Annotated in this window: 18 protein-coding genes, 5 tRNA genes and 1 rRNA gene; 1 reads left to right on the top strand and 23 read right to left on the bottom strand. The window is 43.3% G+C overall.

Translation table 11 applies throughout. The annotated features are described in order from the left end of the window. Nucleotides 1-6 precede the first annotated feature (6 nt). From rplN to LDO73_RS17310, 19 genes are all read right to left on the bottom strand, one after another. On the bottom strand, nucleotides 7-378 hold the full coding sequence (gene rplN / locus LDO73_RS17220) for a 50S ribosomal protein L14 (RefSeq protein WP_004265449.1): 372 nt from the start codon (nucleotides 376-378) through the stop codon (nucleotides 7-9). A gap of 176 nt (nucleotides 379-554) precedes the next feature. Continuing rightward, complete coding sequence (gene rpsQ, locus LDO73_RS17225) at nucleotides 555-809, bottom strand: 30S ribosomal protein S17 (RefSeq protein ID WP_006657018.1); 255 nt, start codon at nucleotides 807-809, stop codon at nucleotides 555-557. After that, on the bottom strand, nucleotides 809-1,000 hold the full coding sequence (gene rpmC / locus LDO73_RS17230) for a 50S ribosomal protein L29 (RefSeq protein ID WP_006657017.1): 192 nt from the start codon (nucleotides 998-1,000) through the stop codon (nucleotides 809-811). The genes rpsQ and rpmC overlap by 1 nt, the downstream gene beginning before the upstream one ends. Next, a complete protein-coding gene (gene rplP, locus LDO73_RS17235) occupies nucleotides 1,000-1,410 on the bottom strand; it encodes a 50S ribosomal protein L16 (RefSeq protein ID WP_004926449.1) in 411 nt (136 codons plus the stop codon). The genes rpmC and rplP overlap by 1 nt, the downstream gene beginning before the upstream one ends. An 11-nt stretch (nucleotides 1,411-1,421) precedes the next feature. Continuing rightward, entirely contained in the window at nucleotides 1,422-2,123 is a 702-nt protein-coding gene (gene rpsC / locus LDO73_RS17240; RefSeq protein WP_004907131.1) for a 30S ribosomal protein S3, read from the bottom strand. A gap of 17 nt (nucleotides 2,124-2,140) precedes the next feature. Further along, nucleotides 2,141-2,473: a 50S ribosomal protein L22 gene (gene rplV / locus LDO73_RS17245; protein WP_004265430.1), complete on the bottom strand. Its 333-nt coding sequence runs from the start codon at nucleotides 2,471-2,473 to the stop codon at nucleotides 2,141-2,143. Between the two features lie 15 nt (nucleotides 2,474-2,488). After that, the gene (rpsS, locus tag LDO73_RS17250; RefSeq protein ID WP_004265426.1) at nucleotides 2,489-2,767 is read right to left on the bottom strand and encodes a 30S ribosomal protein S19; all 279 of its coding nucleotides are present in this window, start codon (nucleotides 2,765-2,767) and stop codon (nucleotides 2,489-2,491) included. 14 nt (nucleotides 2,768-2,781) lie between these two features. Continuing rightward, on the bottom strand, nucleotides 2,782-3,606 hold the full coding sequence (gene rplB / locus LDO73_RS17255) for a 50S ribosomal protein L2 (RefSeq protein ID WP_006816333.1): 825 nt from the start codon (nucleotides 3,604-3,606) through the stop codon (nucleotides 2,782-2,784). Between the two features lie 19 nt (nucleotides 3,607-3,625). Continuing rightward, nucleotides 3,626-3,928 carry a 50S ribosomal protein L23 gene (rplW, locus tag LDO73_RS17260; protein ID WP_006657015.1) on the bottom strand — a complete coding sequence of 101 codons (303 nt, stop codon included), beginning with the start codon at nucleotides 3,926-3,928 and terminating at the stop codon, nucleotides 3,626-3,628. Further along, on the bottom strand, nucleotides 3,925-4,530 hold the full coding sequence (gene rplD, locus LDO73_RS17265) for a 50S ribosomal protein L4 (RefSeq protein ID WP_224059542.1): 606 nt from the start codon (nucleotides 4,528-4,530) through the stop codon (nucleotides 3,925-3,927). Before rplD ends, rplW begins: the two co-directional genes overlap by 4 nt. Before the next feature lie 16 nt (nucleotides 4,531-4,546). Next, nucleotides 4,547-5,176 (bottom strand): 50S ribosomal protein L3, encoded by a 630-nt coding sequence (gene rplC, locus LDO73_RS17270; protein ID WP_006816335.1) that lies wholly within the window; start codon nucleotides 5,174-5,176, stop codon nucleotides 4,547-4,549. A 32-nt stretch (nucleotides 5,177-5,208) separates the two neighbouring features. Continuing rightward, on the bottom strand, nucleotides 5,209-5,520 hold the full coding sequence (rpsJ, locus tag LDO73_RS17275; protein ID WP_001181005.1) for a 30S ribosomal protein S10: 312 nt from the start codon (nucleotides 5,518-5,520) through the stop codon (nucleotides 5,209-5,211). Between the two features lie 322 nt (nucleotides 5,521-5,842). Beyond that, nucleotides 5,843-6,316 (bottom strand): bacterioferritin, encoded by a 474-nt coding sequence (gene bfr, locus LDO73_RS17280; RefSeq protein ID WP_224059543.1) that lies wholly within the window; start codon nucleotides 6,314-6,316, stop codon nucleotides 5,843-5,845. A 121-nt stretch (nucleotides 6,317-6,437) separates the two neighbouring features. Then, on the bottom strand, nucleotides 6,438-6,638 hold the full coding sequence (bfd, locus tag LDO73_RS17285; RefSeq protein WP_224059544.1) for a bacterioferritin-associated ferredoxin: 201 nt from the start codon (nucleotides 6,636-6,638) through the stop codon (nucleotides 6,438-6,440). A gap of 176 nt (nucleotides 6,639-6,814) precedes the next feature. Next, nucleotides 6,815-7,999: an elongation factor Tu gene (tuf, locus tag LDO73_RS17290; protein WP_224059545.1), complete on the bottom strand. Its 1,185-nt coding sequence runs from the start codon at nucleotides 7,997-7,999 to the stop codon at nucleotides 6,815-6,817. Nucleotides 8,000-8,122: 123 nt separating this feature from the next. Continuing rightward, a tRNA-Thr gene (locus LDO73_RS17295) sits at nucleotides 8,123-8,198 on the bottom strand. 6 nt (nucleotides 8,199-8,204) lie between these two features. Further along, nucleotides 8,205-8,279, bottom strand: a tRNA-Gly gene (locus LDO73_RS17300). Between the two features lie 71 nt (nucleotides 8,280-8,350). Then, nucleotides 8,351-8,435 (bottom strand) — tRNA-Tyr (locus tag LDO73_RS17305). Between the two features lie 15 nt (nucleotides 8,436-8,450). Beyond that, nucleotides 8,451-8,526 (bottom strand) — tRNA-Thr (locus LDO73_RS17310). Between the two features lie 426 nt (nucleotides 8,527-8,952). Here LDO73_RS17310 and coaA point away from each other — a divergent pair. After that, entirely contained in the window at nucleotides 8,953-9,903 is a 951-nt protein-coding gene (gene coaA, locus LDO73_RS17315; protein ID WP_224059546.1) for a type I pantothenate kinase, read from the top strand. 32 nt (nucleotides 9,904-9,935) lie between these two features. On the opposite strand, the gene birA is transcribed toward coaA, so the two are convergent. The 4 genes from birA to LDO73_RS17335 form a co-directional block, all read right to left on the bottom strand. After that, the gene (gene birA, locus LDO73_RS17320) at nucleotides 9,936-10,913 is read right to left on the bottom strand and encodes a bifunctional biotin--[acetyl-CoA-carboxylase] ligase/biotin operon repressor BirA (RefSeq protein ID WP_224059547.1); all 978 of its coding nucleotides are present in this window, start codon (nucleotides 10,911-10,913) and stop codon (nucleotides 9,936-9,938) included. After that, the gene (gene murB / locus LDO73_RS17325; protein WP_224059548.1) at nucleotides 10,910-11,944 is read right to left on the bottom strand and encodes a UDP-N-acetylmuramate dehydrogenase; all 1,035 of its coding nucleotides are present in this window, start codon (nucleotides 11,942-11,944) and stop codon (nucleotides 10,910-10,912) included. Before murB ends, birA begins: the two co-directional genes overlap by 4 nt. A 174-nt stretch (nucleotides 11,945-12,118) precedes the next feature. Then, a 5S ribosomal RNA gene (gene rrf / locus LDO73_RS17330) occupies nucleotides 12,119-12,234 on the bottom strand. Between the two features lie 29 nt (nucleotides 12,235-12,263). Continuing rightward, nucleotides 12,264-12,339, bottom strand: a tRNA-Thr gene (locus LDO73_RS17335). Nucleotide 12,340: the final 1 nt, after the last annotated feature.

Below are 12,340 nucleotides of genomic sequence, written 5' to 3' on the forward strand. Positions count from 1 at the left end.
CGCTCCTTAGAGTACTTCAGGTGCCAGAGAGATAATTTTCATAAACTTCTCATTACGAAGTTCACGAGTTACCGGCCCAAAAATACGCGTACCGATTACTTGCTCACTGTTATTGTTTAATAACACACAAGCATTACCATCGAAGCGAATGACAGAACCGTCAGGGCGACGTACACCCTTCTTGGTGCGCACCACTACCGCTTTCAGGACATCACCCTTTTTAACTTTACCGCGAGGAATTGCTTCCTTAACAGTAATTTTAATGATGTCGCCTACATGTGCATAGCGACGGTGCGAGCCACCTAGAACCTTGATACACATTACGCGACGTGCACCGGAGTTGTCGGCCACGTTCAGCATAGTCTGTTCTTGGATCATTTTAGTGCTCCGCTAAATGTCAACTACTACTGAGCCACCTCATTATGAAGAGGCCGTTCAAATATACCCATACTACGAGGGCGCGGCATTATAACACCACATCTTCGTGTTGGACAGGAAAAAATAAACGGCTCAATCAAAAAGAGCCGTTTATTCATCACGAAAAATCTATTCTATTACAGAACAGCTTTTTCTACAACGCGAACTAAGGCCCAAGACTTAGTCTTAGACAGTGGACGAGTTTCGCGGATTTCTACCACGTCACCAATTCCACACTCATTGTTCTCGTCATGTACGTGCAATTTAGTCGTACGACGGATGAATTTACCATACAGAGGGTGTTTCACCATACGCTCGATAGCAACAACAATAGATTTCTCCATTTTGTCACTAACTACACGACCTTGCAGAGTACGGATTTTATCGTTCATTACGCACCTGCCTTCTCAGTCAGTAAAGTCTTCACGCGTGCGATATCACGACGCACTTGTTTCATTAGATGAGACTGTTGCAGCTGACCACTCGCAGCCTGCATACGTAAGTTAAATTGCTCACGTAACAGGTTTAAAAGTTCAGCGTTCAGCTCTTCTACGCTTTTTTCGCGCAGCTCTTGTGCTTTCATTACATCACCGTCTTAGTTACAAAGGTGGTTTTGATAGGCAGTTTCGCTGCTGCCAGAGAGAATGCTTCACGAGCCAGCTCTTCAGGCACACCGTCCATTTCATACAGGACTTTACCAGGCTGAATTAAGGCAACCCAATATTCTACGTTACCTTTACCTTTACCCATACGAACTTCGAGTGGCTTTTCAGTGATTGGCTTGTCTGGGAATACACGAATCCAGATTTTACCTTGACGCTTAACAGCACGGGTCATAGCACGACGTGCCGCTTCGATCTGACGTGCAGTCAGACGACCACGGCCAACAGCTTTAAGACCGAAAGTGCCGAAGCTAACATCCGTACCTTGCGCCAGACCACGGTTGCGGCCCTTGTGCACCTTACGGAATTTTGTACGCTTTGGTTGTAACATAGCGACGCTCCTTACTTGCGGCCTTTACGCTGCTGCTTTTTAGGTTGAGCAGCTGGTTTCTCAGCTTGTTCAACTGCAGCCATACCACCCAGAATCTCACCTTTGAAGATCCATACCTTAACGCCTAGAACACCATAAGTGGTGTGCGCTTCTGAAGTGTTGTAATCGATATCAGCACGTAATGTGTGCAGTGGCACACGGCCTTCACGATACCACTCGGTACGAGCGATTTCAGCACCACCTAAGCGGCCACTGACTTCAACTTTGATACCTTTAGCGCCCAGACGCATTGCGTTCTGTACTGCACGCTTCATAGCACGACGGAACATAACACGACGTTCCAGCTGTGAAGAGATGCTGTCAGCAACTAATTTAGCGTCCAGTTCTGGTTTACGAACTTCGGCGATATTGATTTGCGCAGGAACACCAGCGATATCCGCTACTGTTTTACGCAGTTTTTCAACGTCTTCACCTTTCTTACCGATAACGATACCTGGGCGAGCAGTGTGAATAGTCACACGGATGCTTTTAGCAGGACGTTCGATAACGATGCGTGAAATTGACGCTTTTGCCAGTTCTTTATTCAAGTACTGGCGTACTTTAAAGTCGCTGTCTAGGTTGTCAGCGAATTCATTAGTATTCGCATACCAAGTAGAGTTCCAAGGTTTGACAATACCCAGGCGAATACCATTAGGATGTACTTTCTGACCCATTGCTAGTCTCCAGAGTCTCAGCGATCGGACACAACCACAGTAATGTGGCTGGTGCGCTTAAGAATACGATCTGCACGGCCTTTCGCACGCGGCATGATGCGTTTCATAGTTGGACCTTCATCTACGAAAATTTTCGCAACTTTCAGATCATCAATGTCAGCGCCATCGTTTTGCTCTGCGTTAGCAATTGCAGACTCCAGTACTTTCTTCACTAAACCAGCAGCTTTCTTGTTGGTGTAGGTCAGAATTTCCAGAGCTTGCGACACTTTCTTACCGCGAATCAGGTCGGCCACTAAGCGAACCTTCTGGGCAGAAGAACGAGCGTGGCGATGCATAGCTAAAGTTTCCATCTCTTCCTCCTATCCTTAACGTTTCTTAGCTTTCTTATCTGCCGCGTGGCCGCGATAAGTGCGAGTCGGTGCGAATTCACCCAGTTTGTGACCAACCATTTCGTCGGTTACGAATACTGGAACATGCTGACGACCATTATGGACAGCGATGGTCAATCCGATCATATTAGGAAAGATCGTTGAACGACGGGACCAAGTCTTGAGAGGCTTCTTGTCTCCGCTTTCCACCGCTTTCTCTACCTTCTTCAGCAAGTGCAGGTCAATAAAAGGACCTTTCTTGAGAGAACGTGGCATGGCTTATCCTCTAATTATTTTTTAGAACGATGACGTACGATGAATTGATCAGTACGCTTGTTACTACGAGTTTTCTTACCTTTGGTCTGAACGCCCCATGGTGTTACTGGGTGTTTACCAAAGTTACGGCCTTCACCACCACCATGTGGATGGTCAACTGGGTTCATCGCAGTACCGCGAACGGTAGGACGAATACCACGCCAGCGGCTAGCACCAGCTTTACCGAGAACACGTAACATATGCTCAGCGTTACCAACTTCACCTAAGGTTGCACGGCAATCAGCTAAAACTTTACGCATTTCACCAGAACGCAGACGCAGGGTGACATAAGCACCATCACGAGCAACGATTTGAGCGTAAGTACCTGCTGAACGCGCTAACTGACCACCTTTACCTGGTTTCAGTTCGATGTTATGAACTGTAGAACCAACAGGGATGTTGCGCATTGGCAGTGCGTTACCAGCTTTGATAGCTGAATCAACGCCAGATTGAATCTGGTCACCAGCTTTCAAGCCTTTTGGTGCAAGAATATAACGACGTTCACCGTCTTTATATAAAACCAGTGCGATGTTCGCAGAACGGTTTGGATCATATTCCAAGCGCTCAACAACTGCAGGGATACCGTCTTTGTTGCGCTTAAAGTCAACTAAACGATAATGCTGCTTATGGCCACCACCGATATGACGGGTAGTAATACGACCATTGTTGTTACGACCACCAGACTTGCTCATTTTTTCTAACAGTGGTGCATAAGGTTTTCCCTTATGCAGCTCTGGGTTAACCACTTTAACAACGTGGCGGCGGCCCGGAGACGTAGGTTTACATTTAACAACTGCCATTGTTCTTTACTCCTCCGACTTACTCTGCGCCGCTAACGAAGTCCAGATTCTGGCCTTCTTTCAGCGTAACGTAAGCTTTTTTCCAGTCACTACGACGACCAGAACGCTGACCGTGGCGTTTAGTTTTGCCTTTAACCAGCAAAGTGTTAACACCTTCAACTTCAACTTCAAACAGTTTCTGTACAGCAGCTTTGATTTCTGCTTTAGTTGCGTCTTTTGCAACTTTGAGAACGATGGTGTTGCTTTTTTCCATCGCTGTAGAAGCTTTTTCAGATACGTGCGGCGCGCGCAGTACTTGTAGCAGACGTTCTTCACGGATCATGCCAGCATCTCCTCAACTTGCTTCACAGCATCAGCAGTCATAACCACTTTGTCGAAAGCAATCAGGCTAACTGGGTCGATACCTGCTGCATCACGAACGTCAACCTTGTACAGGTTACGCGCTGCTAAGAACAGATTTTCATCTAATTCAGCAGTGATGATCAGAACATCTTGCAGAGCCATATCTTTCAGTTTCTGTGCCAGCAGCTTAGTTTTAGGCGCTTCTACAGAGAACTGCTCGACAACGATCAGACGATCTTGACGTACCAATTCAGACAGGATGCTTTTCAGAGCACCACGGTACATCTTCTTATTAACTTTTTGACTGTGGTCCTGTGGTTTAGCTGCGAAGCTAACACCACCAGAGCGCCAGATTGGGCTCTTGATTGAACCAGCACGAGCACGACCAGTACCCTTTTGACGCCATGGTTTTTTACCTGAACCAGAAACTTCAGCACGAGTTTTCTGAGCACGAGTACCTTGACGAGCACCAGCTGCATATGCAACCACTACTTGGTGAACAAGCGCTTCATTGAAATCACGCCCGAAGGTAGTTTCGGAAACAGTCAGCGCGCTTTGCGCGTCTTTCATTACCAATTCCATTCCTATCTCCTCGACGTTAAGCCTTGACAGCCGGTTTTACGATCAGGTTGCTACCAGTTGCTCCTGGAACAGCACCTTTGACCAGCAGCAGGTTGCGCTCAGCGTCAACACGTACTACATCTAAGCTTTGAACTGTTACACGCTCATTACCTAGTTGGCCTGCCATTTTCTTGCCTTTGAACACTTTGCCCGGAGTCTGGTTCTGACCGATAGAACCCGGAACACGGTGAGACAAGGAGTTACCGTGAGTAGCATCTTGAGTACGGAAATTCCAGCGCTTAACTGTGCCGGCAAAACCTTTACCTTTAGATGTACCAGTAACGTCGACTTTTTTAACGTCAGCGAAAATTTCAACGCTAATGCTTTCACCTGCTTTAAACTCAGTACCTTCTTCAGTACGGAATTCACGCAGAATGCGGCCAGCTTCAACGCCAGCTTTAGCGAAATGACCTGCTTCAGGTTTAGTTACACGGTTAGCTTTTTTGCTACCGGTAGTAACCTGAATTGCATTATAACCGTCAGTTTCTGCAGTTTTGACCTGAGTAACGCGGTTATTTTCAATTTCGATAACAGTTACGGGAATAGAAACGCCATCTTCAGTGAAGATACGAGTCATACCTACTTTCTTACCGACTAAACCAATCATTGTTTCAACCTCTCAATCGTTCGACGACCTGATTAACCCAGGCTGATCTGCACGTCAACACCGGCAGCCAGATCCAGACGCATCAGAGCATCAACGGTCTTTTCGGTTGGCTCAACGATGTCAACCAGACGCTTGTGAGTGCGAATTTCGTACTGATCACGCGCGTCTTTGTTAACGTGCGGAGAGATCAGAACGGTAAAACGCTCTTTACGTGTCGGCAGCGGGATAGGACCACGTACTTGCGCACCAGTGCGCTTAGCAGTCTCTACGATTTCCGCAGTTGATTGATCGATTAAACGATGATCAAAAGCTTTCAGGCGGATACGGATTCTTTGGTTCTGCATGAGACCAGAGCTCCAACTATTTTATAAACGTAAATGATTACTCCTCGCACCCATTTCGATTGATAGGGGAGTGTAATCGTTCTTGATGTAACCCCCATATCGGGAGTATTGTCTAAATGAGCAACAAATCGTTGACTCAATACTGAGATTTCAGTCCTAAAATTTAGGGCTTACTCATCAGTAAGCCCGCGCATTATACGTAATTTATCGTGAAACGCAAGCAATCGGGGAAAATATGTGCGAATTTTCTGATAAGCTAATTCAGCAGATATAAAAAAGGCCCATCACTGGGCCTAATTACGTTTTCATCAATAATAATAAACTATTCTTCCATAACCTGTGCTTGAAGATAGTTTTGAATACCTAAACGCTTGATCAACTCCAGCTGGGTTTCAATCCAGTCTATGTGATTTTCTTCATCAGCAAGAATCTCTATCATTAAGTCTCGACTAACATAGTCATGGATTGAATCTGCATAACTAATGGCTTCTTTTAAATTTTTGGCTCCATCAAGTTCTAATTTCAGATCTGAAACCAGCATTTCTTCAACATCTTCACCAATATTCAACTTACCTAGATCTTGTAGATTCGGAATACCTTCGAGAAATAAAATACGCTCAATGTACTTATCCGCGTGTTTCATTTCATCAATCGATTCGTGATACTCCATCTCATTGAGTTTAGTCAGCCCCCAATTTTTAAACATCCGGGCATGTAGAAAATATTGATTAATTGCAACAAGCTCATTGCCCAACAATTTATTTAAGTGGGCTATCATTTTTTTATCGCCTTTCATTTTTACCCTCCATCGCTTCCAGTCCTATAAGTGTAGTACTGAAATTGATGATATGAATAATATTTACACAGTTATCTGCGTGGCGAATTTTAACTAAACAATAAAGGAGTATGTGAAAGGGTTATGCGACGTGTTCAATACACTGTTCTTCAAGATGCTGAAGTTCTTCCTGCAAAATCTCGCGCGTTTGTCGGATACATTTACCGCACTCACGCCCTACTGGCAAAATGTGACGTAGCCCTTTCAACGAGGTGACGTGATATTTACGCACCACATTCCTGATCTGTTTATCAGTGATTGCTTCACAAAGGCATACATACATGATCATTTACCTGCATAAATTACATACAGTAAGTTTAAATGAAAATGATTGGCATTTCAATTATCATTAATGGCAATATTTAAAAGGAGAATAAATTAATAAGTTATATAAAAACAAAAAGGACGCCTTAAGACGTCCCTTTTTCTGTGCTTCTTTCTTATTCAGAAAGAGCGGTATTATGCAATGATTCTTGCAACAACACCCGCACCTACAGTACGACCACCTTCACGGATTGCGAAACGTAAACCATCATCCATCGCGATTGGGTGAATCAGTGTCACGATCATGTTGATGTTATCGCCTGGCATTACCATCTCTACGCCTTCTGGCAGTTCGATAGTACCGGTTACGTCAGTTGTACGGAAGTAGAACTGTGGACGGTAGCCTTTGAAGAATGGAGTATGACGACCACCTTCATCTTTGCTCAGAATATAAACTTCTGATTCGAATTGGGTGTGTGGCTTGATTGAACCTGGTTTAGCCAGTACTTGACCACGTTGAATTTCTTCACGCTTAGTACCACGCAGCAGAACACCAACGTTCTCACCCGCACGACCTTCGTCCAGCAGTTTACGGAACATTTCAACGCCAGTACAAGTTGTTTTAGCCGTTGCTTGGATACCAACGATTTCAACTTCTTCACCAACTTTAACGATACCACGCTCAACACGGCCTGTTACTACTGTACCACGACCAGAGATTGAGAATACGTCTTCGATTGGCAGCAGGAATGGCTTGTCAATTGCACGCTCTGGTTCTGGGATGTAAGAATCCAAGTAGCCTGCTAATTCAACAATTTTCGCTTCCCACTCTGGGTTGCCTTCCAGCGCTTTCAGTGCTGAACCACGAACAACTGGAGTGTCGTCGCCTGGGAAATCGTACTGAGACAGAAGTTCACGAACTTCCATTTCAACTAATTCTAACAGTTCTTCGTCGTCTACCATGTCACATTTGTTCAGGAAAACGATGATGTAAGGAACACCTACTTGGCGACCTAACAGGATGTGCTCACGAGTTTGTGGCATTGGGCCATCAGTCGCAGCAACAACCAGGATTGCACCATCCATCTGAGCAGCACCAGTGATCATGTTTTTAACATAATCGGCGTGTCCTGGGCAGTCTACGTGTGCGTAGTGGCGAGTTGGAGTATCGTATTCTACGTGAGAAGTAGAAATGGTGATACCACGCGCTTTTTCTTCTGGTGCGTTATCGATTTGGTCGAATGCACGAGCGTTACCGCCGTAAGTTTTAGCCAGAACAGTAGTGATTGCTGCTGTCAGGGTAGTTTTACCATGGTCAACGTGGCCGATTGTACCAACGTTAACGTGCGGTTTTGAACGTTCAAATTTTTCTTTAGACATTAGATTGTCCCTCTAAGACACGGAATCGGTGGTTAAACCACATCAACCAAGCAAGGATTAAATTCGCTTGTATTCTTTCTTTACAGGAGACAAAACAGGAGATAATTGAGAACATCGGGGAAGTGGTGCTGATAGGCAGATTCGAACTGCCGACCTCACCCTTACCAAGGGTGTGCTCTACCAACTGAGCTATATCAGCACATCTTGGAGCGGGCAGCGGGAATCGAACCCGCATCATCAGCTTGGAAGGCTGAGGTAATAGCCATTATACGATGCCCGCAATGAACTCGGCTACCTGAGTTATCAGCTGTTAAACTGTTTTCCGCAAAGCTTATAGAAGCTTATTGGAGATGGTGGTGGGAGAAGGATTCGAACCTTCGAAGTCTGTGACGGCAGATTTACAGTCTGCTCCCTTTGGCCGCTTGGGTATCCCACCTATCCAAATTTTTAATGGTGCCGGCACCAAGAGTCGAACTCGGGACCTACTGATTACAAGTCAGTTGCTCTACCAACTGAGCTATGCCGGCATCAAGTGCTGCGCATTCTAGGAAGACTGAGCGCAGGTTGCAACAAAAAAATTTAATTTTTTGTTCATTCGCTCATATTTTATTCACTTTTTGCGATTTTGTTGATTTTTTATCTATTTTAAGATTAAAACATCAACAGCAGCGATTAACTATAATCGATTATAATCTGAGGAGTAAAGCATCGTTATCGAGTTTAGTTTCGTAAAGTAAAATTTTTTATTCACTATCACAGTTTTTTTCCAGTTTTAATCGTTTAGTTTTTCAGCAAAAAACCTGTTTTTTTTTGCATACGTCAAAAAAAATTCACATAAAACACAAAAAAACCTACGCCTACTTCTCTTCACTCGCTATGATGCTACCAAATTTTATGGATACAGATGCTTTTGCAACCTGTCCAACCTGCACACAATAGGCAGATGTTGGTTTATGAAACAAAAAGAAAATTTTATGACGACACCATATTTAGAGTTCGATAGAGAGCATTGGGCCACTTTGCGTGATTCTGTTCCTCTAACATTATCATCAAGTGAGCTTCTTGAACTTAAAGGTATTAATGAAGAGCTCTCCATGGATGATGTCATCGAAATTTATCTTCCTCTATCTCGTCTACTGAACTTCTATATAAGTTCCAATTTGCGCCGTCAGGCGGTGTTAGAGCAATTTTTAGGGACGAATGGTGCTAAAGTGCCATACATCATTGGTATCGCTGGTAGCGTTGCTGTTGGAAAAAGTACTACGGCTCGTTTGCTACAAGCTCTACTGACTCGTTGGCCAGAACATCGAAAAGTTGACTTGATTACTACTGATGGCTTCTTATATCCAAACCAAGTCTTGCGCGACAAAGATATAATGAAGAAAAAAGGCTTTCCTCAGTCTTATGATATGCGAAAGTTGGTTAACTTTGTTTCTCAAATTAAGTCAGGTGTGCGCAATGTTGCAGCCCCTGTTTACTCGCATTTAACCTATGATATTGTTCCTGATCAGACACAAGTCATCGATCAACCTGATATTCTAATATTAGAAGGGTTAAACGTTCTTCAAAGTGATATGGACTACCCTCAAGATCCTCACCATGTCTTTGTTTCTGATTTTGTTGATTTTTCCATTTATGTTGATGCAGACCCTCAATTGCTGAAACAATGGTATATCGGACGCTTTTTGAAATTTAGACAAGGCGCGTTTTCTGATCCCGATTCATATTTCCATAATTATTCTAAGCTCAGTGAAGAAGAAGCTATCAATGTGGCGAGCTCTATTTGGGATGAGATTAATGGTTTAAATCTTGAAGAGAATATTTTGCCAACTAAAGAACGGGCAAGTTTAATTATGACCAAGGGCGAAAATCATTCTATTCGAAATGTACGCTTAAGAAAATAATTGATAAGGCCGGTATTATCCGGCCAATTTAATTAATTCTCATTCGATCTTAATGATATTTCACCGCCAATATAAGGGATAATTTCTCCATTTTCTTTTTGTAATAACAGAGCACCCTGCTCATTTACCCCCCTTTCAATGCCAACCACAATATCATTTCCAATCAATAACTTAACATTACGTCCTAAAAAATTATCTAATTCAAACCACCTAGACAAAAATGGTTTCAATCCTTGTTTCTCAAATATATGTAATGATTCTTTTAATGAGTTAATAATAGTACCAGCTAATTCATTTCTCTCAATATTTTCAATTTCATCAATTAATGCAGACCAAGCTTGGTTAATTGTTTCCTCTTTCTTAATGATATTTTTACTCATACCAATATTGATACCAACACCAATAATAATATGCGCTGCGTCACCAGTTTTACCGGTTAGTTCAACCAGAATTCCAGCAAGCTTCTTATCATTCATGTAAAGGTCATTAGGCCATTTAACTTTGACTTTATTTCCACATAATTTATTTAAAGTTTCAGCAATCACAATACCAACAACTAAACTCAAACCAATCGCAGCTGCAGGACCTTGTTCTAACTTCCAATATGTTGAAAGGTAAAGGTTACATCCGAATGGTGAAATCCATTGACGCCCACGACGGCCTCTTCCCGCACTTTGGTATTCAGCTAAGCAAGTATCCCCAGATTGTAGATGCGGAATTCGATCCAACATATATTGATTAGTTGAATCGATAACCGGTTCAACTATGACATTAGAACCAGTAACATATTGCTCAATGCGTTCTTTACTCAACAGGTTAATTTGCGAAGGAAGCTGATAACCTTTGCTAGTAACCGTTTGAATATCAAGACCCCATGAGCGCAATGTTTTAATATGTTTGTTAATTGCAGCTCTCGTCATTCCTAAGCGCTCACCCAGTTGCTCCCCTGAATGAATCTGTCCATCCGACAAAATGTCGATAACCTTTAATGGAATGCTCATCTCTTTCATTGTATACAGTCCACCGCATTAACCTCACCATTTCGTCCTATAAAACGAACTTCAGGCTCCAAAAATATTTCGAAATGCTGTGCAACTGTGTGGCTGACATACTTAGCTAGCTCCACAATATCTTTTCCTGTCGCATTTTCTTTATTGATCAATACCAAAGCTTGCTGTGTATGAACTGCAGCACCACCTAGTTCGTAGCCTTTTAAGCCACATTGGTCAATCAACCAACCTGCAGCTAATTTCACATTTCCATCCGCCTGAGCATATTGGGGGCAATTAGGATAGCTAGCTTTGATTGTTTCCGCGAGTTCAGCGGAAACGACTGGATTTTTAAAGAAACTACCTGCATTACCTGTTACAGCGGGATCAGGTAATTTACTTCTGCGAGTCGCACATACTGTCTCAAACACATCTGAAGGCGTTACAGTATTAGGGTCGAGCTTAGCTAAATCACCATATGCTAGCTTTGGCGACCATTCCTTAGCAAAAACCAATCCAACACTGATAATCGCATGTGAATTCTGATATTCATGTTTAAAGATGCTATCTCGATATCCAAAACCGCATTCTTCAGCAGGGATTCGAGTGATTCTGCCCGTATCTAAGCAGAGAATATCCACATACTCACAAACATCTTTTAGCTCTAACCCATAAGCTCCAATATTTTGGATTGGAGCGGAACCTACGCATCCAGGGATCAGTGCTAGATTCTCTGCACCATATATTTCTTTATGAAGCAATGTTTCAAGTAGTTGATGCCAGTTTTCCCCCGCAGATGCGTATACATGCCAAGCATCTGCAGATTCAGTAATTTCGATACCTTTAATTCTGTTTACAATGACCACACCTTCAAAGTCTTCAATAAATAACACATTGCTTCCCCCACCTAATAGCAGCGCTGGAAGATTGTCATTTTTTGCTGTTATCCACTGTTGGTACAGCGCATCAGCGCTTTGTACAATATTCACCTTAATAGCTTTGGCATCAATACCGAAGCTATTGAGTGATTTGAGTTCGGCGGTCAGGTTCATTGCTACCTTCATTTTCAAATAAGATCTAAGATTTTGTAAGTCTATCAGCCAGACCTAGCAGTGAATAGCATGTAGGTGGAAATAATATGTAAGTAAGAAATTGAGAGGAGCTTTGAAAAATACAAATCATTAGATAGCAAAAAGCCACCCATTGGGTGGCTTCTTATATTTAAAACCTAGCAGTTCCCTACTCTCACATGGGGAGACCCCACACTACCATCGGCGCTACGGCGTTTCACTACTGAGTTCGGCATGGGGTCAGGTGGGACCACCGCGCTATTGCCGCTAGGTAAATTCTTTTAAATTATTTTAGCATTCATGGTGCTGATACCCAGATTCGAACTGGGGACCTCACCCTTACCAAGGGTGTGCTCTACCAACTGAGCCATATCAGCA

The organism is Providencia alcalifaciens, from assembly GCF_915403165.1.
GTDB lineage: Bacteria > Pseudomonadota > Gammaproteobacteria > Enterobacterales > Enterobacteriaceae > Providencia > Providencia alcalifaciens_C.

Excerpts from the sequence above, each read along its gene's own strand:
- rplN (WP_004265449.1), bottom strand. The coding sequence starts at position 378 with ATGATCCAAGAACAGACTATGCTGAACGTGGCCGACAACTCCGGTGCA.
- rpsQ (WP_006657018.1), bottom strand. The coding sequence starts at position 809 with ATGAACGATAAAATCCGTACTCTGCAAGGTCGTGTAGTTAGTGACAAA.
- rpmC (WP_006657017.1), bottom strand. The coding sequence starts at position 1,000 with ATGAAAGCACAAGAGCTGCGCGAAAAAAGCGTAGAAGAGCTGAACGCT.
- rplP (WP_004926449.1), bottom strand. The coding sequence starts at position 1,410 with ATGTTACAACCAAAGCGTACAAAATTCCGTAAGGTGCACAAGGGCCGC.
- rpsC (WP_004907131.1), bottom strand. The coding sequence starts at position 2,123 with ATGGGTCAGAAAGTACATCCTAATGGTATTCGCCTGGGTATTGTCAAA.
- rplV (WP_004265430.1), bottom strand. The coding sequence starts at position 2,473 with ATGGAAACTTTAGCTATGCATCGCCACGCTCGTTCTTCTGCCCAGAAG.
- rpsS (WP_004265426.1), bottom strand. The coding sequence starts at position 2,767 with ATGCCACGTTCTCTCAAGAAAGGTCCTTTTATTGACCTGCACTTGCTG.
- rplB (WP_006816333.1), bottom strand. The coding sequence starts at position 3,606 with ATGGCAGTTGTTAAATGTAAACCTACGTCTCCGGGCCGCCGCCACGTT.
- rplW (WP_006657015.1), bottom strand. The coding sequence starts at position 3,928 with ATGATCCGTGAAGAACGTCTGCTACAAGTACTGCGCGCGCCGCACGTA.
- rplD (WP_224059542.1), bottom strand. The coding sequence starts at position 4,530 with ATGGAATTGGTAATGAAAGACGCGCAAAGCGCGCTGACTGTTTCCGAA.
- rplC (WP_006816335.1), bottom strand. The coding sequence starts at position 5,176 with ATGATTGGTTTAGTCGGTAAGAAAGTAGGTATGACTCGTATCTTCACT.
- rpsJ (WP_001181005.1), bottom strand. The coding sequence starts at position 5,520 with ATGCAGAACCAAAGAATCCGTATCCGCCTGAAAGCTTTTGATCATCGT.
- bfr (WP_224059543.1), bottom strand. The coding sequence starts at position 6,316 with ATGAAAGGCGATAAAAAAATGATAGCCCACTTAAATAAATTGTTGGGC.
- bfd (WP_224059544.1), bottom strand. The coding sequence starts at position 6,638 with ATGTATGTATGCCTTTGTGAAGCAATCACTGATAAACAGATCAGGAAT.
- tuf (WP_224059545.1), bottom strand. The coding sequence starts at position 7,999 with ATGTCTAAAGAAAAATTTGAACGTTCAAAACCGCACGTTAACGTTGGT.
- coaA (WP_224059546.1), top strand. The coding sequence starts at position 8,953 with ATGAAACAAAAAGAAAATTTTATGACGACACCATATTTAGAGTTCGAT.
- birA (WP_224059547.1), bottom strand. The coding sequence starts at position 10,913 with ATGAAAGAGATGAGCATTCCATTAAAGGTTATCGACATTTTGTCGGAT.
- murB (WP_224059548.1), bottom strand. The coding sequence starts at position 11,944 with ATGAACCTGACCGCCGAACTCAAATCACTCAATAGCTTCGGTATTGAT.